The 17,379-nt window shown below is 65.3% G+C and carries 13 protein-coding genes and 1 tRNA gene; 7 read left to right on the top strand and 7 right to left on the bottom strand.

Going from position 1 to position 17,379, the window contains the following annotated elements:
- Nucleotides 1-129 precede the first annotated feature (129 nt).
- Nucleotides 130-474 carry a response regulator gene (locus ACCQ03_RS09590; protein WP_017155051.1) on the top strand — a complete coding sequence of 115 codons (345 nt, stop codon included), beginning with the start codon at nucleotides 130-132 and terminating at the stop codon, nucleotides 472-474.
- A gap of 109 nt (nucleotides 475-583) precedes the next feature.
- On the opposite strand, the gene ACCQ03_RS09595 is transcribed toward ACCQ03_RS09590, so the two are convergent.
- Nucleotides 584-3,439: a hybrid sensor histidine kinase/response regulator gene (locus ACCQ03_RS09595; RefSeq protein WP_150145812.1), complete on the bottom strand. Its 2,856-nt coding sequence runs from the start codon at nucleotides 3,437-3,439 to the stop codon at nucleotides 584-586.
- A 471-nt stretch (nucleotides 3,440-3,910) separates the two neighbouring features.
- Here ACCQ03_RS09595 and ACCQ03_RS09600 point away from each other — a divergent pair, with 471 nt between their 5' ends.
- The 3 genes from ACCQ03_RS09600 (at nucleotide 3,911) to ACCQ03_RS09610 (ending at nucleotide 7,985) form a co-directional block, all read left to right on the top strand.
- Entirely contained in the window at nucleotides 3,911-4,375 is a 465-nt protein-coding gene (locus ACCQ03_RS09600; RefSeq protein ID WP_017155047.1) for a MarR family winged helix-turn-helix transcriptional regulator, read from the top strand.
- A 35-nt stretch (nucleotides 4,376-4,410) separates the two neighbouring features.
- Entirely contained in the window at nucleotides 4,411-5,601 is a 1,191-nt protein-coding gene (locus ACCQ03_RS09605) for an FAD-dependent monooxygenase (RefSeq protein ID WP_057678566.1), read from the top strand.
- 272 nt (nucleotides 5,602-5,873) lie between these two features.
- Nucleotides 5,874-7,985 (top strand): methyl-accepting chemotaxis protein, encoded by a 2,112-nt coding sequence (locus ACCQ03_RS09610; protein WP_057678565.1) that lies wholly within the window; start codon nucleotides 5,874-5,876, stop codon nucleotides 7,983-7,985.
- A 73-nt stretch (nucleotides 7,986-8,058) separates the two neighbouring features.
- On the opposite strand, the gene ACCQ03_RS09615 is transcribed toward ACCQ03_RS09610, so the two are convergent.
- The 3 genes from ACCQ03_RS09615 to ACCQ03_RS09625 all read right to left on the bottom strand — a co-directional run bounded on the left by ACCQ03_RS09615 (nucleotide 8,059) and on the right by ACCQ03_RS09625 (nucleotide 10,500).
- A complete protein-coding gene (locus ACCQ03_RS09615) occupies nucleotides 8,059-8,664 on the bottom strand; it encodes a DUF488 domain-containing protein (RefSeq protein ID WP_057678564.1) in 606 nt (201 codons plus the stop codon).
- A gap of 351 nt (nucleotides 8,665-9,015) precedes the next feature.
- Nucleotides 9,016-9,105, bottom strand: a tRNA-Ser gene (locus tag ACCQ03_RS09620).
- Nucleotides 9,106-9,483: 378 nt separating this feature from the next.
- Complete coding sequence (locus tag ACCQ03_RS09625; protein WP_003485786.1) at nucleotides 9,484-10,500, bottom strand: LysR family transcriptional regulator; 1,017 nt, start codon at nucleotides 10,498-10,500, stop codon at nucleotides 9,484-9,486.
- Nucleotides 10,501-10,600: 100 nt separating this feature from the next.
- On the opposite strand from ACCQ03_RS09625, the gene ACCQ03_RS09630 reads away from it, so the two are divergent.
- A complete protein-coding gene (locus ACCQ03_RS09630) occupies nucleotides 10,601-11,185 on the top strand; it encodes an FMN-dependent NADH-azoreductase (RefSeq protein WP_057678563.1) in 585 nt (194 codons plus the stop codon).
- A gap of 326 nt (nucleotides 11,186-11,511) precedes the next feature.
- Here ACCQ03_RS09630 and serS read toward each other — a convergent pair whose 3' ends face one another.
- Nucleotides 11,512-12,792 (bottom strand): serine--tRNA ligase, encoded by a 1,281-nt coding sequence (serS, locus tag ACCQ03_RS09635; RefSeq protein WP_057678562.1) that lies wholly within the window; start codon nucleotides 12,790-12,792, stop codon nucleotides 11,512-11,514.
- 111 nt (nucleotides 12,793-12,903) lie between these two features.
- Here serS and ACCQ03_RS09640 point away from each other — a divergent pair, with 111 nt between their 5' ends.
- The gene (locus tag ACCQ03_RS09640) at nucleotides 12,904-13,575 is read left to right on the top strand and encodes an energy transducer TonB (RefSeq protein WP_057678561.1); all 672 of its coding nucleotides are present in this window, start codon (nucleotides 12,904-12,906) and stop codon (nucleotides 13,573-13,575) included.
- A gap of 356 nt (nucleotides 13,576-13,931) precedes the next feature.
- A complete protein-coding gene (locus ACCQ03_RS09645; protein WP_039569248.1) occupies nucleotides 13,932-14,399 on the top strand; it encodes an energy transducer TonB in 468 nt (155 codons plus the stop codon).
- 321 nt (nucleotides 14,400-14,720) lie between these two features.
- On the opposite strand, the gene aroA is transcribed toward ACCQ03_RS09645, so the two are convergent.
- Together aroA and pheA are read right to left on the bottom strand one after the other, a co-directional pair.
- Nucleotides 14,721-16,043, bottom strand: coding sequence for a 3-phosphoshikimate 1-carboxyvinyltransferase (gene aroA / locus ACCQ03_RS09650; protein WP_057678560.1), 1,323 nt, complete (start codon nucleotides 16,041-16,043; stop codon nucleotides 14,721-14,723).
- 123 nt (nucleotides 16,044-16,166) lie between these two features.
- Nucleotides 16,167-17,375, bottom strand: coding sequence for a prephenate dehydratase (pheA, locus tag ACCQ03_RS09655; protein ID WP_057678559.1), 1,209 nt, complete (start codon nucleotides 17,373-17,375; stop codon nucleotides 16,167-16,169).
- Nucleotides 17,376-17,379: the final 4 nt, after the last annotated feature.

Consider the following 17,379-nt stretch of genomic DNA (forward strand, 5'->3'; position numbering starts at 1 on the left):
ATGAACGCAACGTAGCTCAGCATCCCACGCCGCCGTCACGCAGGCGCGCCTAACGTGCGTCTGGAAGCATCGCAGCATTGCGATCGCTCGAGGACCGCAGTGGCTCACGCATCACCCAACGCACGCATCCTGTTGGTCGAAGACGACGACGCAATCCGCGAAATGGCTGCAGATATCCTTGGCGACGAGGGCTACCACGTGGTGGCGTCCGCCGATGCCGAACATGCGCTCACGCAACTCACCAGGGCATGTCCGTTCGATCTGCTGCTATCGGACATCTGCCTGCCTGGCATGAACGGGCGCGACCTTGCCGACCAGGCGCGCAGGCTCTACCCCGCGCTGCCCATTGTCTTCATGACTGGCTACGCGGGCGAAATCGCCAGACGTGCCGACTTTCTGGATACCGGCATGCGTCTGTTAACCAAGCCATTTTCCCTGCGCGATCTGCTGGGCATCGTACACACGGCGCTCTAGGCAGGCCCAACCGCGCACGCACGCAACATCGTTGCGCCATGTTCGCCGCGACATGCAGGTTGCAGGCGTCGACGCCGGTGCAGCCGACGACCCGCAGCACCGGCACCGATTAGCGCGCGCGCCGCTCCAGCAACTGCGCCACCCGCCGCTCCAGCTCGATGGCCTGGAAGGGCTTGGTCAACACCTCCATGCCATCGTCCAGCTGGCCCGCGCCCACCGCGGCACTGGCCGCATAGCCGGTGACGAACAGCACCGGCAATGCAGGACGCGATTGCCGCCCGGCATCGGCAACCTGGCGCCCATTGAGGCCACCGGTGAGGCCGACGTCCGTCACCAGCACATCGATGTGCTCTTGCGAGCGCAAGCGCTCCACCGCCGCGCTGCCCTCGGCGGTTTCGATCACCCGGTAGCCGGCCTCGGTGAGCACTTCGGAGATCAAGACACGAATCGCGGTCTCGTCCTCCACCAACAGCACGGTGCGACTGTGCGCAGCACTGCGCTGCAGCGGCGCATCCGCAGGTGCCACCTCGCCCTGCGCCAGCACGCCGGTGAAGCGCGGCAGGTACAAGGCCATGGTGGTGCCTACACCCACTTCCGAATCGATGCGTACATGCCCGCCGGATTGGCGGGTGAACCCATAGATCATCGACAGGCCCAACCCGGTGCCCTGGCCGATGGGCTTGGTGGTGAAAAACGGTTCGAACACCTTGGACATGACCTCTGCGGTCATGCCGGTTCCGGTGTCCTGCACGCTCAGGCACACGTAATCGCCAGCCGGCAGATCCAGCTGCTGGGCGGCGGCGGCATCCAGCGCGCGGTTATGCAGACTGATGGTGAGCCGCCCACCATCGGGCATGGCATCGCGCGCGTTGATGCAGAGATTGAGCAGCGCGTTTTCCAGCTGCGGCGCATCCACCAGCACCTGCCACGCCTGGTCCGCCGGATGCAGCTGCAGCGCGATCGACGGCCCCAGCGTGCGCGCAATGATGTCGTGCATGCCGCGCACCAGCGCCTCCACATCCAGTGCGGTGGGCGCCAACGTCTGCCGGCGCGAAAACGCCAGCAGCCGCTGGGTCAGTGCGGTGGCGCGCGCGGCGCTGGATTGCGCCATTTCCACATAGCGCTCCAGCCGGTCGTACTTGCCCTGTTCGATGCGCGTCTGCAGCAGTTCCAGGCCGACACTGATGGCGGTGAGCAGATTGTTGAAATCGTGCGCCAGCCCGCCGGTCAGCTGCCCCACCGCCTCCATCTTCTGGCTTTGACGCAGCTTCTCTTCGGCCAGCAACAACGCCGCGCTGCGTTCGCGCACGCGCTCTTCCAGCGTCTCGGTGAGTTGCCGCAGCTGCTCTTCGGCCACGCGTTTGTCGGTGATGTCGGCAGAGGTGCCGAACCATTCGGCGATCTGCTCGCGCTCATCCAACAACGGAATCGCGCGCATCAAGGTCCAGCCCACCTGCCCATCTGCGCCGAGCACCCGGTATTCCACATCCACACCGGACTTGGCGGCAGTCGCCTGCGCAAGCGCTTGCGCCAACCGCGCGCGGTCGTCCGGGTGCACCATCGCCTGCCAGTCGGGCGTGGCCGATGCCGCGTCGCTCAGCACGCCGTCGCCCACCAATTGGCGCAATTCGCGCCAGTGGGCACTGGCGGAAAAAATCGATTGCGATGACGCGCGTACCAGTGCGTCCAGGCGCCGCTCGCTCTTTTGCAGCGCCTCGCTGGCCAGCCGCTCGGCGGTACGGTCGCGCAACACCTTGACGAACCCGATCGCCTCGCCGGTTTCTTCGCGCAACACCATCAGCGAGCCATTGGCCCAGAACCGCTCGCCGGATTTGCGCACGTGCCAACGCTCGTCCATGCCGCTGCCGCTTTCCAGTGCGGCAGCGGCCTCGATCAGCATCTGCCGCTGCTCGACGTCTTCCGGGGTAAAGGTACGTTGCAGTGTTTGCCCGAGCATCTCGGCCTCGCTCCAGCCCAGGATGCGCCGCGCGCCCTCGTTCCACGACGTCACCCGCCCGTGCATATCGGTGGCGATGATGGCGTAGTCCATCACGCTGTCCAGGATCTGCCGGTTGCGCACTTCGGCTTCGCGCACCGCGCGTTCCAGGCTGATGCGGTCGGTGATATCCAGGCCCTGCACGAAAATGCCGGAGATGGTGCCATCGGCGCCTGCGATCGGCTGATAGACCAGATCCAGCAAGCGTGGCTCGGTGGGACCACCGGGCACGGCTTGCACGTTGTACGGCAGCGCATTGGCCGAAAACGCGCGCCCGGACCGGTACACCTCGTCCAGGCGGCGCACATGTCCCTGTTCCACCGCATCCGGCAGCGCCTCGGCCAACGGCCGCCCGATGACGTCACGGTGGCCGATCAGACGCGAATAACACGGGTTGGCGAACTCCACCCGATGCTGCGGCCCGCTCAGGAAGGCCATGAACATCGGCGCCTGCTCGAACAGGCGGATCAGGCGCTCGTGTTCGTCGGCCAGCCGCGCCTGCGCCAGCTTGCGCGCGGTGACTTCGTTGGTGACGCAGAACGCGCCGCCCACCCGCCCATCGTCCAGATAGATCGGCGAGAACGAGAACGTCCACCAGGTCTGCTCCGGCACGCCGTAGCGATTCATGCCGATCGGCACTTCCTCAAAGCGCGATGCCTGGCCGACGAATGCCGCCTCGATCGGCTCGCGCACCGCCTCCCAGGCGTCGGCCCACAACACGCGCAACGGCGCACCCAGCGCCTGCGCCTGGCGCGGCCCAAGGATCGGCGTGTAGGCGTCGTTGTAGAAAAAGGTCAGCGCATCGCCCCACACCACATACATGCTTTCGGGCGAACCCAGCATCAGATCGACCGCGTTGCGCAATGGCGATGGCCACTGAGCGGTAGGTCCCAGCGGGCTGGCCGCCCAGTCGTGGCTGCGCACCGCCTGCGCCATGACGCTGTTGCCGTGCGGAAATTCCGCATTCATGCAGGACGTCCCTGCATTGCGTCCACACGCAGGTCGCCGTTCCAGCACGCACCGTGCACGACCGCGAGGTCGCCTGCTGCGTGCTTCTCCATCACCCATCCGTACATCATGTCCAACCGTTGAAAAGACCAGATCGCCGCAACCTATGACGCATCGGCAACACCGGAGCCGCGCGTCCTCGCCCATCATCTGGCCTATGGCAGGTGGCGTCCAGCCACTCCCGTATGCGGCGACTGAACCAGGCAGCTTCCACGCCTGCGTGTGCGGCAGCGCGCAGCCTACGCCACGGCCGGTACGGCCGTCGACCTGCGCGCATGGGGTCGTGCCGTCATCGGGCTGCACAGCAGCGCGGGATCGTCCTGGCAGCCAAGCCGCCGGGCGCGCGCGTTGCCGCGCAGCATCGAGCGCCATGCCGCACCGCAGGAGACGTAACATTGCCCGATGGCTCCAGGGCAACGCACGGTCTTACAGATGCTTGATCAGAATGAACTCATCCATCCGCAGGCTGCGGTCGCGCCGGGGTATCTGGCCAACCATGCAGCGCGGGTCTTCAACCGTCTGGTCGACGCCGAACTGCGGCCGCACGGCGTGTCGCTGGCGCTGATCGGTCCGATCATGCTACTGTCCTGGAAAGGCCCGATGCTGCAGCGCGACCTGGTCATCGCCTCGGCCGTGAAGCAGCCGGCCATGGTGGCACTGCTGGACAAGCTAGAGGGACTGAAGCTCATCAAGCGCACCCCGACTCCGCAGGATCGCCGCGCCGCGCTGGTGGCGCTCACCGCCCGCGGGCGTAAGATTGCCGAACTTGGCGGCCGTGCGCTGCTGGGTATGAACGCAGTGGCGCTGGAAGGCTTTTCCGCCGACGAGGTACAGCAGACCGTCGCACTGATGCATCGGCTGATCGCGAACATGGAGCGTCACGGCCAGGACGTGTAATATCACGCCTGATATTTAATGCCCTGGTGACTGCAATGCCGCGTCGCATCCTCATCACCGGCGCCAGCATCGCCGGCAACACTGCCGCTTGGACACTCGCCCATCGTGGCTTCGATGTCACCGTGGTGGAACGCGCCAGCCGGTTTCGCGATGGCGGCCAGAACATCGATGTGCGTGGTGTCGGCCGAGAGGTGCTGCAACGCATGGGCCTGGAACAGGCCGCGCTGGCCCAGGGAACCGGCGAAGAAGGCACCGCCTGGATCGATGCGCACGGCCAGGCCGTCGCCACCTTCAAGACCGAAGACGTCGATGGCGATGGCCCCACCGCCGAACTGGAGATCCTGCGCGGCGATCTGGCCCGCCTGCTCTACGATGCCGCGCGCAGCCATGTGGCATACCGCTTCGGCGACCGCATCGCCAGCATCCAAGACGCTGCCGGCAGCGATGCCGCAACCGTCACCTTCGAAAGCGGATGCAGCGAACGCTTCGACGCAGTGATCGTCGCCGAAGGCGTGGGCTCTTCGACGCGCGAACAGGTCTTCCCCGGGGAAAACGATCCGCGCTGGATGGATCTGACCATCGCCTACTTCACCATCCCGCGCAGCGCCGACGACGACCGGTTGTGGCGTTGGTACCACACCACCGGCGGGCGCAGCATCTCGTTGCGCCCCGACCGGCACGGCACCACGCGCGCCATGCTCTCGCTGCAGAAACCACCCGAAGGCGAACAGGACTGGAGCATCGACGCCCAGAAGGCCTACCTGCACGAGCGCTTTGCCGATGCCGGGTGGCAGGCGGCGCGCGTGCTCGATGGCATGCACGGCACCGACGATTTCTACTTCGATGCCCTGCGCCAGGTACGCATGCAACGCTGGCACAGCGGCCGCACCGTGCTTACCGGCGATGCGGCGTGGTGCGCGACGCCATTGGCCGGGATCGGCGCCACCCTGGCAGTGACCGGCGCGTATGTGCTGGCCAACGAAATCGCCCACGCAGACACTCTGGACGCAGCCTTCGCTGCCTACGCCAGCGCCATGCGCCCGATGGTCGACCAGGCACAGGGCGTGCCGAAGATCGGCCCGCGCCTGATGAACCCGCATAGCCGGCTCGGCATCCATCTGCTGCATGGCGCGCTCAAACTCGCCAGCCAGCCAAGCGTGCAGAACCTCGCTGCAAAGTGGATGACGCCGGCGATCAAGGCGCCGGATCTCTCGCGTTATTCCTAAGCGCCCTTGACAGGTACCGGCGCGCCAAGCGCGGCAGCACGGCCCGCGCGCGCGAAGAGATCGCGCGGCGCGCGTCGGAAGCTCCACGGCACCTGAACCGGCAGACGCTGCGGCTTCAGTTTCAAAGCTAGAGGTCGCTAACGAACACGTCGAGACACCACTGCAGGGGCGGGCGTTGCGCTGGCTCCTGCGGTGTCGCGTGCGTATTCGTCTCCCTGCAATTGCCGGGACTCCCCCGCTCTTCCGCCAGTCGGAACACCGATCGAACCCCTATGCATTTCTTCCCGAATCTGCGCATTGGACAGCGCCTGGCCCTTGGCTTTCTCGCGATCATCCTGTTGATGGTGATCCTGACCGTGGTCGGCATCCAACGCGTTCGCAGCATCGACCAGCAACTCACTGCCATCAACGAGGTCAACAGCGTCAAGCAACGCTATGCGATCAACTTCCGTGGCAGCGTCCACGACCGCGCGATCGCTCTGCGCGATGTCGTGCTGATGGACGACCCCGCGAACCGCCACGCCGCCGAACAATCGATCGACAAGCTCGCGGCCGATTACGCCCGCGCTGCGCAACCGCTGGACGACATGATCGCCAACTCGACCGATGCGAAAGAGAAAGACATTCTCCAGCAGATCAAGGCCATCGAGCAACGCACCCTGCCGCTGATCGCGCAAGTGCGCGCGTTCCGCGATGCGGCCGACAAGGCGCAGGCAGAACAGCACCTGCTGCAGCAAGCGCGCCCGGCCTTCATCGCCTGGCTGGCCAGCATCAATGCCTTCATCGACCTGCAGGAAACCAAAAATCGCCAAGCCGCGAGGCAAGCCGTTGCCACCGCGCGCGGTTTCGCGATGTTGATGGTGATGTCCACCGTCGTCGCCCTGCTGTTGGGCGCCGGCATCGCGTTCGTGCTCTCACGCAGTGTGGTGCTGCCGCTGCGCCAGTCGCTGCGCCTGGCCCAACGCATCAACGACGGCGACCTGCGCAGTCAGGACACCCCCACCAGTAGCGATGAATCCGGGCAACTGCTGCGCGCCATGCAGCAGATGCAGCGGCGCCTGCAGGAGGTGATCTCCGCGCAACGCAGCATGGCCGCGCGCCACGACGCCGGCGAAATCAGCTATCGCACCGACGCGCAGCTTTTTCCCGGCGAGTACGGCGACATGGTGCAAGACACCAACGCACTCGTGCACGCCCACGTGCAGACCCAGTTGCGCATGACCGAGGTCATGGGCAACTACGCGATCGGCGATCTTACCCAGGACATCGAGCAGTATCCCGGCGAAAAATCCGCCATCACCGCCACCATGCAGCAGGTCAAGCGCAACCTGCAGGCCATCAACGCGCAGATCCAGGAACTGACCCAGGCCGCCTGCGCCGGCGACTTCGCGCAACGCGGCCAGCCGGAAAAGTTCGAGCACGATTTTCGCCTGATGGTGGAAAACCTCAACACCATGATGGCCACCTCCGACACCAACCTGGCCAGCTTCTCCGAGCTGCTGCGTGCGATCGCCGAGGGCGACCTGACCGTGCGCATGTCCGGCAACTTCCACGGCGTGTTCGCCTCCATGCGTGACGATGCCAACAGCACCGTGCACCGCCTCACCGACATCGTCACCCGCATCCAGACAACCTCCAACAGCATCAGTTTCGCCGCAGAAGATATCGCCAGCGGCAATCAGGAGCTGGCGCAGCGTAGCGAACAACAGGCCGCCAGCCTCGAAGAAACTGCCGCCTCGATGGAAGAGCTGACTTCTACCGTCAGGCAGAATGCCGAGCACGCCACGCGCGCCAACCAGCTCGCGCGCGGCGCCGTCGCCATCGCCTCGGACGGTCGCGACGTGGTCGGCCAGGTGATCGAACAGATGTCCGGCATCGAGGCCTCGTCCAGGCGCATCGCCGACATCATTTCGGTCATCGACGGCATCGCCTTCCAGACCAACATCCTGGCCCTCAACGCCGCGGTCGAAGCTGCGCGCGCCGGCGAACAGGGCCGCGGCTTCGCCGTCGTCGCATCGGAAGTGCGCACGCTCTCGCACCGCTCCTCGGATGCAGCAAAAGAAATCAAGCGGCTCATCGACGACTCCGTACAACGCGTCGCCGAGGGCTCCACCCTCGTGCATACCGCCGGCACCACCATGGGCGAAGTCGTCACCAGCGTCCAACATGTCACCGACATCATGGCCCACATCTCCGCCGCCTCGCAGGAACAAGCCGGCGGTATCGAACAGGTCAATCGCACCATTGCGCAGATGGACGAGACCACACAACACAATGTGCGCCTGGTCGAAGCCGCCAGCACCGCTGCGCATGCGTTGGAGCAGCACTCCACGCAACTCACTCGCGCAGTGGAAGTCTTCAAGGTCAATGCAACGGTGCTGTGAGCCCGCGCGAATAGGGTTCGATGCACACGCAAAGGTTGCGGCGATCGTCTGGGCTTGGACTTAGCGCAGGCGCCTATTCGGCGGAAAACAGGCCATCCTGCCGCGGCGGATAGATCAGATCGCGCCCAGCCGGGCGCGCATCGGCATTCAACTGATGCGGCTGCACCGCGGTGTCGCCAAGAATGTGCAGCACCTGCCACCGGCGGTGCAGCAACAGATCCGCAATCAAGCGGCGATGGCACTGCCACCAGAGCGCTTCGGCACACATCAGCGCGGTACGCCGCTCCCGCGCCATGGCCATCGCCTGCTCCAGCCCGGCGCCGAAGTCGGCGCTGGCCATGTGGTCGGCATAGCCCTGAAACGCCGCGTTGCGCCACGCGCCATTGGGCGATCCGGGCTGCGCCTTGCGACGTCCACCCAGCACGGGCAGCCACAGATAGCGCACCGACGCTGCATCCAATGCCTGCGCCATCGTGTCGCTGGCAAACCACGGGTAGCGACGCGAGCCTGGAAAGCGCCGCACATCCACCAATGCCTCGATCCGATGCGCGCGCAACAGCGCAACGAACGCCTCCCAGGTCCTGGTGGAATGACCGATCGTCCAGAGCTTCCCGGCGTCATCGCCAGCGGCCTGCAGCGCAGGCGCGTCGGTGTTGATCAAAGCAGAGGGGTCATGCATTGCAGCAATCGCTAAACTGGGTGGCAGTACAGCACTATCACTGCCGGCGCCGACGGCAAGTGATGGACACGCGACAGCTGCCCGCACGCGGATCTGGCTCATCTGCTTTTAAGCGCGTGCAATTCCTGTCGCAAGGCGAGCGCTGCTTACACCAGATCGCCCTGAAAGCGGTGGCAGCGATGCAAACCTGCAGCGCGACCACCTGCTCTGCGGTCGACCGCATCGCTGAGCGACCAGCCCGATGACACATTGATCGGCAGGATGACATCGCGCTGAGGATGGAACAGGAGATGGGACCAGCTGTGTGCGTTGGCGGAACGTCACGGCGCCTATGCGATTTGCAACCACAAGTGGCGGAGAGAGTGGGATTCGAACCCACGGAAGGTTTGACCCTTCGCCGGTTTTCAAGACCGGTGCCTTAAACCGCTCGGCCATCTCTCCGATGCTGCTGCGCGTGACCGCCGAAGGGATCGATCGGATGTCACGCGGGCGCCCCCGCCTTGCGCTGGTGGCCCTGGCTATGGCCGCACGAACATCCTGTGCGGCTCATTCTTCCCGGGATCGCTCCCGGGCGCGCATTCTCGCATGCCCGGGCACGTTTTGCTCAGTGACGCCACCGCCGTTGGCTGGCGTAGCGTACCGGGCTGCTCGTGGTGCTCGGCCGCTACACGGTGCGGTCGGCCGAAGACGCCTGAGCACACAGGCAGCCTGCATAACATCTGCAGCGAACTGACTGCCCCGCAGCTGAGGGACTGCCGACGTACACGCCGGCCGGCCTCCGCGGCCAACCCGGGCCTTGGCAGGCTTCGCCGCAGACGCTCAGCCCGCTTCGGCCACCACCAAGCGCGGCGCTGTGCCGGCGGCACGCTTGAGCTTTTCCGCTAACTCGGCGCAATTGCCACCGCAATCCAGGCGTGAGCGCTCGATTTCCTGCGGCAGGTGTTCGGCCAGGAAGTCGATGAACACCCGCACCGCCGGCAGCAGGCCGCGACGCGAGGCGAACACGGCATGGCAGATGCCCTGCGGCAGCGACCAGTGCGGCAACACCACTTCCAGCTCGCCGCTACGCACCGCTTCGGCGCATACGGTTTCCGGCAGCATGGTGATGCCGAAGCCGTCGCGCGCCATCGACTGCAGCAGCGGGAAGTCGAAGCCGGCCAGGCGTGGCTGCAGGTCGACGCGGCGCATTTCGCCGTTCGGGCCGTGCAGCTCCCAGCGCTGGTGCGCTTCGTCTTCGCTGGTGCTCATGGTGGTGTGATTGGCCAGCTCGCTGGGGTCCTTGGGGCGCCCGGCGCGATCCAGGTATTTGGGGCTGGCAACCAGCAGTTCCTGCACCTGGCCGAAGCTGCGCATCACCAGGCTGCCATCGTCGTCCAGGCGCGAGCGCACGCGTAGCGCGATGTCGTAGCCCTCGTTGATGACATCGACGCGGCGATTGCTGATATTGAGCTGCAGCCGCACCTTGGGATACTTGGCCAGGAATTCCGGCAACAACTTGGGCAACTGGATCTGCGCAAGCGAGACAGGAACGCTCACACGTACAAGACCGCGCGGCTCGGCGCTGAGACGATCCACCACCTCGCGCGCGGCCTGGGCCTCGGCGAGCATGGTTTGCGCATGCCGGTGCACGCTGGTGCCGACGTCGGTCACGGCGAAACGGCGCGTGGAGCGCTGCAACAGGCGCACACCCAGGTCGGTCTCGAGCTGGCTGATGCGTCGGCTCAGGCGCGATTTGGGGATGCCAAGCGCACGCTCGGCAGCGGCAAAGCCGCCGTGATCCACCACCATCGCAAAGTAGTACAGGTCATTCAGGTCGTGCATGGCGCAGGTATCCATGGATAGAACGATACGTGATATTTAATCACCTTTATTCCAACAGAGCAACGACATAGCCTGCACACCTCCGCGGCGCTGCCGCTTGCCACAGGTCACTGCCATGAAACTGCTGCACCTCGATTCAAGCGCTCTGGGCGCCAATTCCGTCAGCCGCGTGCTCAGCGCCGCCGTCGTGGAGCAGCAGCGCCGGCTCCATCCCGAGGTGGACGTAGCGTATCGCGACCTCGACCGCCACCCGATTCCGCATCTGACCGCGCAGACGCTGGCGCAGGCCGATCCGGCAGAGGCCGCGGCCGCCGAAGCGGTGATGCAGCAGTTCCTGCAAGCCGACGTCATCGTGATTGGCGCACCGATGTACAACTTCGCCATCCCCTCCACACTCAAGGCCTGGATCGATCGCATCGCAGTCGCCGGGCGCACCTTCCATTACACCGCCAATGGCCCGGAAGGCCTGGCTGGCGGAAAGCGCGTCATCATCGCCAGCGCGCGTGGTGGCATCTATGCCGAGCCGACCAACGATTTTCAGGAGCCGTATCTGCGCCAGGTATTGGGCTTCCTGGGCATCGACGACATCAGCTTCGTGCGTGCAGAGGGCGTGGCGTATTCGCCACAGCATCGCGCCGATGCGCTGGCCTCGGCGCTGGCGGGGCTGGGTGAGGAAGAAGAAGCTGTTGTGAGCGCGTAAGCCTGGGGCTTGATGCGTTGACGCGTCGAAAGGTCGTCATGACTGCGACATGCCGGCAACGAAAAACGGGACCATCGCTGGCCCCGTTTTTTTCGCGTCGGTATCCAGTAGCCAGGGAGCTCGCACTCACACGCTCCCGAACGCTGTGCGCCAGACATCGCACACGGCACTCGACACTCGCATTTGGTGGCCGCTACCAACGCGTAGCGAGCGCGCGTCTGATGGGCGTGGATCTGGCCGGGCAGCCGCAGTGCCCGAATGCACTATGCACATCGAACACCGCCCACACCGCCTGGTGATGAGCGCCGTCTTCCCGTCAGCCGCACTCAGCCGATGCGCTCGAGCCCGCCCATGTACGGACGTAGCACCTGCGGCACGTCGATCGAGCCATCGGCGTTCTGGTAGTTCTCCATGACCGCGATCATCGCGCGGCCCACGGCAGTGCCGGAACCGTTGAGCGTGTGCAGCAACTCCGGCTTGCCGCTGACCGGGTTGCGCCAGCGCGCCTGCATGCGCCGCGCCTGGAAATCGCCGCAATTGGAACAGGACGAAATTTCGCGATAGGTATTCTGCGACGGCAACCAGACCTCCAGATCGTAAGTCTTGATCGCGGAAAAGCCCATGTCCCCGGTGCACAGCAACACCTTGCGATACGGCAGGCCGAGTTGTTCCAGCACCACTTCGGCGCAGCGCGTCATGCGCTGATGCTCGGCATCGCTGTCTTCCGGCGCGCAGGCGGTGACCAGCTCCACTTTCTCGAACTGGTGCTGGCGGATCATGCCGCGCGTATCGCGGCCACCGCTGCCGGCTTCGGCGCGGAAACACATCGAATGCGCGGTCATGCGCAATGGCAGACGCTCGGCATCGATGATCTCGTCGCGCACGATGTTGGTCAGCGGCACTTCGGAGGTGGGGATAAGATAACGGCGCGACTCGCCCACTTCGGTCTGGAACAGATCGTCTTCGAATTTCGGCAGCTGACCAGTGCCACGCATCGAATCGGCATTGACCAGCAGCGGCACGTTGGTTTCTTCGTAGCCGTGCTCGCCCAGATGCAGGTCCAGCATGAACTGCGCCAAGGCACGGTGCAGACGCGCGACCGGACCACGCAGCACGGTGAACCGCGCGCCCGACAGTTTGGCTGCCGTTTCGCCATCCAGCCAACCGTGCGGCGCGCCGAGTTCCACATGGTCCTTGACGGCGAAATCGAATTGACGCGGCGTGCCCCAACGCGATTGCTCGACGTTCTCGCTTTCGTCCTTGCCAAGCGGCACATCCTCGGCCGGCAGATTGGGCAGGCCAAGCGCGATGCCCTCGAGCTTGGCGCGAATCGCATCCAGCTTATCTTCGGACGCCTTGAGCTCATCGCCGAACCCAGCCACTTCGGCCATCAGCGCGGCCACATCTTCGCCCTTGGCCTTGGCCTGCCCGATCGCCTTGGACTTGGAATTGCGCTGACTCTGCAGTTCCTGCGTGCGCACCTGGATACGCTTGCGCTCGCTCTCCAGCGACTCCAGTTCCGCAGTGTCCAGGGAGAAACTGCGCGTGCTGCGCAGGCGCTCGGCAAGGTCGGCGGGGTGTTGGCGAAGCAGGGCCGGATCTAGCATCGGAATATGGGCGTCAGTGGAATAGCACGAGATTATCGCCTGTTCCGCCACCTGCTGCGATCGATTCACTACGGCTATGCCAGAATTGTGGCGATTCTTCAGGTGAGCCCTATGCCCGCGCCCCGTCCTGCGTCCGATCGCCCTATCGTGCTGCGTCTGCCCCGCCACACGCTGAAAATCGCCGGCATCGCCTTCGCTGCCGGCCTGCTGTTGTTCCTGCTGGTCTGGGCCACCGGCCGCAAGGACGACTTCTATAAAGCCTCGCCGGCACAGCCGACCGCAGGCGCGCAGGCCGACGACACCATCGCACCGCTGCCGGCGCCGTTGCCCGCGCAGGACGGTGCCAGCGACATGCCGCAGGCCAAGCCGCCAGCTGAAACACCCACCCTCGTGGACACCCCGCCACCTGCCCCACCCGCACCGACGCCGCTGCCGGAAAATGCGGCACCCGGTGCGCCAGGTGCCGCTGGCAGCGCCGCGGCGGTCAACGCGCCGGTCGCTGGCGGCGACCGCCCGGTACCGATCCAGGGCCAGATGCCGCCACCGCGCTACCCGCCGGCTGCGCTGCGTCGCGGCGATGCCGGTGATGTGGTGGTGCGGGTCGACGTGGATGCCGCCGGCAATCCCGGTGGCGTGACCCTGGTGCAGCGCAGCGGCTCGCGCGATCTGGACCGTGCGGCCATGGAAGCGGTGCGGCACTGGCGCTTCCACCCGGCGCAGCGCAATGGCCAGCCGGTGGCTGGCAGCATGGACATCCCATTCGAGTTCAAGCCTGCGCAGTAAGCGGAACTAACCCTCGGGCATGTTGCGTGTCGCCGAATCGCGAGTGCCCGAGCCTGGCGCAGCAAGCCTTGGTTAACGCTACGCAGCACAAACACCATGTGGTTTTAACTGCGCCGCAATGTCAGCTTGACTAAGCTGAACATCCAGCAAGCACTAGCGTTTCATCCGCTGGCCGCCTTAGCTGCCCCTCAGGTAGCGCCAACCAGACTGGTCACGTCATCCGCAGATGCGCCAGGAGGTCGGCCATGTCCGTCACTTCGAATCCTTCATCCGCTCACCCATCGTCGCTACCGCAACACGGCCGGCGCTCCGTGGAGCGGCCCCAGGACGTGGCGAGCGACGGCGCTTCGCCCTGGATGTGGGCAACGCTGGTTGCCTTGCTCATCGTGGTCCCCAGCTGGTGGTGGGCGCGCCATAGCGACGAGTCGTTCGCTACTGACACGCGGCCGCTGCCGGCGGCGAGTCGGCAAATCCTGCCGACGACCGATGGCCCGCGCGCGATGACGATGGTGGCGCACCAGCCTGCTCGCCCAGCCGTCAGCAGCGTTGAGGCCAAGCCGCTTCCGGGCAACGCAATGCCGAGCTACCCGGTTAGCGTGGCACGCGCCGGCATTCAAGGCAGCCGCACCGCACGTTTGCAATTGGATGTGCAGGGCCGAGTCAGCGATGTGACCATCGTCGACCGTAGCGGCAGCGACGACCCGCGGCTGGATGCAGCGGTGATGGAGAGCTTGCGTCGGTGGCGCTTCGAGCCCGCCACGCGCGACGGTCATGCAGTGGTGAGCACTGTGCAGGTGCCGGTGGAATTCACCGCGCAGCGTTGAAGATTTGTGCAGCGCGGCGGCTTCTTGACGGCAACGTGAGCGAAGTCGCGGCGCGTTTCTGGCTGCTGACTTGCCGGCAGAACGTTCTGCGCACCCTTGCGGATGGGCACGCGCTAGCCTGCAAATCACCGGCGGTCCTGGTTTCGACCCACGTCGCGCCTCCAAGCAAGCGTGCCGCTGATGGATGATGCAAGAGCGGCACATCACGCATGCAGTGGAAGCACTACACCGTGTGGGTCATCCCCAGCCCCACGAGCGGCTGCGTTCCTATGCCAGCCGTGCGAACCGTGAGATCCAAGCAATTCTGCGACGGATAAGGCGTTAGCGGTGCCCGGTGGTTTCCAGCCCGAACCCGGCGCCCTGTGCCAGGGTGTCGAAGCCCGGGAACGAGGTCGCCACATTCGCCACGTCGTTCACCTGCACCTGGCCCGTGGACAGCTGGCCGGCAATGGCGAACGCCATGGCGATGCGATGGTCGCCATGACTTTCGATCACGCCGCTGCCGATGCTGCCGCCGTGGATGGTGGCACCATCCGGCGTTTCGTCGACCCGCACGCCGAGCGTGCGCAAGCCGGTAGCCATCGCCGCCAAGCGGTCGGACTCCTTGACCCGCAATTCGGCAGCGCCGGTCACCACGGTCTGTCCGCTCGCCGCAGCGGCAGCGACGAACAAGGCCGGGAACTCGTCGATCATGTCCGGCACCAGCGCTTCGGGAATCTGCGCGCCACGCAATGGCGCGTAACGCACGCGCAGATCGGCGACCGACTCACCGCCGTGTTCGGCATGGTTTTCTTCGGCAATATCCGCGCCCATCAGGCGCAACGCGGCCAGCAGCCCGGTGCGGCGTGGATTCAGTCCGACCGCGCGCAGCACGACTTCCGAGCCAGGAACAACACTGGCTGCGACGATGAAGAACGCAGCCGACGAAAAATCCGCAGGTACCGCGATATCTTTCGCGCGCAGACGCTGTCCACCGCGCAAACGGGCCTGACCGGGCGAAAAATCGATCTCCACGCCGAACGCCGACAACATGCGCTCGGTGTAGTCGCGGGTGGGATGCGGCTCGGTCACCGAGGTCTCGCCCTGCGCATAGAGACCGGCCAGCAGCACCGCAGACTTGACCTGCGCACTGGCAACCGGCGAGACGAAATCGATGCCGTGCAGCGCCTGCCCACCGTGCACGTGCAATGGCGGCGTGCCGTCGTCCTGCGTCTGGATCCGCGCGCCCATCTGCGCCAGCGGGCCGGTCACGCGCCGCATCGGCCGCTTGGATAACGACTCGTCTCCCACCAGCACGCTGTCGAAGCGCTGCGCAGCCAACAGGCCGGCCAGCAGACGCATCCCGGTGCCGGCATTGCCGCAATCCAGTGCCTCGGTCGGCGGCTGCAGACCATCCACACCCACACCGTGCACGATGCGCCGCGACGCCGACGGCGTTTCGATGCGCACGCCCAGCTTGGCGAAAATGGCAGCGGTGGCGCGCGTGTCTTCGCCTTCCAGAAACCCATCGATCTGCGAAACGCCGTCGGCGAGCGCGGCGAACATGACCGCGCGGTGCGAAACCGATTTATCGCCCGGAATGGCCAGGCTGCCCTGCAGTGCGATGCCGCGTCGGGCAATCCAGTGATGCGTGCTGCTGCTCATGCATGTGATCCGATGGCTACGGCATCGCCAACGCTGACGATGCGCTTTGAAGAAGGTTGCGGCGCTGCAGCCAATACAAGGTTGCGGCGCGCCAGCATGGACTGTGGAAGCGAGCGTCGACGCTCAGGGAATGGCCACCGGATACGAACCCAGCACCTTGATCTGTGCCGAGTGCGCTTTCAGCTCGGCCAGCGCCTGCTTCATCGCATCGTCTTCGACATGGCCGATCAGATCGATGAAGAAGCCGTATTCCCACTTGGCCTGATGCGAGGGCCGCGACTCGATGCGGTTCATGCTGATGCCGTGGCGTGCGAACGGGCTGAGCACGTCGAACAACGCACCCGGCTTGTCGTGGATGAACACCAGCACCGAAGTGCGATCGTGTCCGGACGAAGGAAAGATCTGCCGCCCGATCACCAGGAAACGCGTGGTGTTGTCGTCGTCGTCCTCGATCGACTTCATGATGACTTTCTTCAAGCCATACACGTGCGCTGCGCTTTCGCCGCCGATGGCCGCGGCATCTTCGGCATTGCGTGCACGGCGAGCGCCCTCGGCGTTGCTGGACACCGCGATCTTCTCCACCTTGGGCAGATGCGAGCGCAACCAACCTGCAGTCTGCGCGAAGGATTGCGAATGCGCATAGATGCGTTCGATATCTTCCAGCCGACCGTTGCGCGAGAGCAGGTACTGATGCACGCGCAGCTCGACTTCGCCGCAGATTTTCAGGTTGGAGGTCAGGAACATGTCCAAGGTGACCTGGATGGTGCCCTGCCCCGAATTTTCCACCGGCACCACGCCGAAATCGGCATTGCCGGCTTCCACTTCCTGGAACACTTCTTCGATGGTCGCCATCGGCAAGCCCACCGCCGAGCGACCGAAATGCTTGAGCACCGCCTGCTGGCTGAAGGTGCCTTCCGGGCCGAGATAACCGATCTTCAGCGGCTCCTGCTGGGCCAGGCATGCCGACATGATTTCGCGATACACGTGCACCAGCACTTCGTCGCTGAGCGGGCCTTCGTTGCGGTCCACCACCATGCGCAGCACCTGCGCCTCGCGCTCGGGGCGGTAGTAATCCACCGCCGCTGCAAGCTTGCCCTTGGCCTTGCCGACCTGATGGGCGAAGTTGGCGCGCTCGGCAATCAGCGCCTGGATATTGCGGTCGATCTCGTCGATCTTGGCACGCACATCGGCCAGCACCGGTGCTGCGGTCTTGATCGCAGCCTTTTCAGCCGGCGTGTTTGCAGGCTTGCTGTCTGAAGCACGCACCGATGTCTTGGTCGGCTTTTTCTTGCCGCCTGTGGCGGCCGTGGGCTTGTTGGACTTGGGGGCCATCGCG

Source organism: Xanthomonas sp. NCPPB 3569, assembly GCF_041475645.2.
GTDB classification, from domain to species: Bacteria; Pseudomonadota; Gammaproteobacteria; order Xanthomonadales; family Xanthomonadaceae; genus Xanthomonas; species Xanthomonas phaseoli.

What these genes read in the sequence shown, in the direction of transcription:
- serS (WP_057678562.1), bottom strand. Translation starts at nt 12,792, where the DNA reads ATGCTAGATCCGGCCCTGCTTCGCCAACACCCCGCCGACCTTGCCGAG.
- ACCQ03_RS09615 (WP_057678564.1), bottom strand. Translation starts at nt 8,664, where the DNA reads ATGCATGACCCCTCTGCTTTGATCAACACCGACGCGCCTGCGCTGCAG.
- ACCQ03_RS09610 (WP_057678565.1), top strand. Translation starts at nt 5,874, where the DNA reads ATGCATTTCTTCCCGAATCTGCGCATTGGACAGCGCCTGGCCCTTGGC.
- aroA (WP_057678560.1), bottom strand. Translation starts at nt 16,043, where the DNA reads ATGAGCAGCAGCACGCATCACTGGATTGCCCGACGCGGCATCGCACTG.
- ACCQ03_RS09600 (WP_017155047.1), top strand. Translation starts at nt 3,911, where the DNA reads ATGCTTGATCAGAATGAACTCATCCATCCGCAGGCTGCGGTCGCGCCG.
- ACCQ03_RS09605 (WP_057678566.1), top strand. Translation starts at nt 4,411, where the DNA reads ATGCCGCGTCGCATCCTCATCACCGGCGCCAGCATCGCCGGCAACACT.
- pheA (WP_057678559.1), bottom strand. Translation starts at nt 17,375, where the DNA reads ATGGCCCCCAAGTCCAACAAGCCCACGGCCGCCACAGGCGGCAAGAAA.
- ACCQ03_RS09595 (WP_150145812.1), bottom strand. Translation starts at nt 3,439, where the DNA reads ATGAATGCGGAATTTCCGCACGGCAACAGCGTCATGGCGCAGGCGGTG.
- ACCQ03_RS09630 (WP_057678563.1), top strand. Translation starts at nt 10,601, where the DNA reads ATGAAACTGCTGCACCTCGATTCAAGCGCTCTGGGCGCCAATTCCGTC.
- ACCQ03_RS09625 (WP_003485786.1), bottom strand. Translation starts at nt 10,500, where the DNA reads ATGGATACCTGCGCCATGCACGACCTGAATGACCTGTACTACTTTGCG.
- ACCQ03_RS09640 (WP_057678561.1), top strand. Translation starts at nt 12,904, where the DNA reads ATGCCCGCGCCCCGTCCTGCGTCCGATCGCCCTATCGTGCTGCGTCTG.
- ACCQ03_RS09645 (WP_039569248.1), top strand. Translation starts at nt 13,932, where the DNA reads ATGTGGGCAACGCTGGTTGCCTTGCTCATCGTGGTCCCCAGCTGGTGG.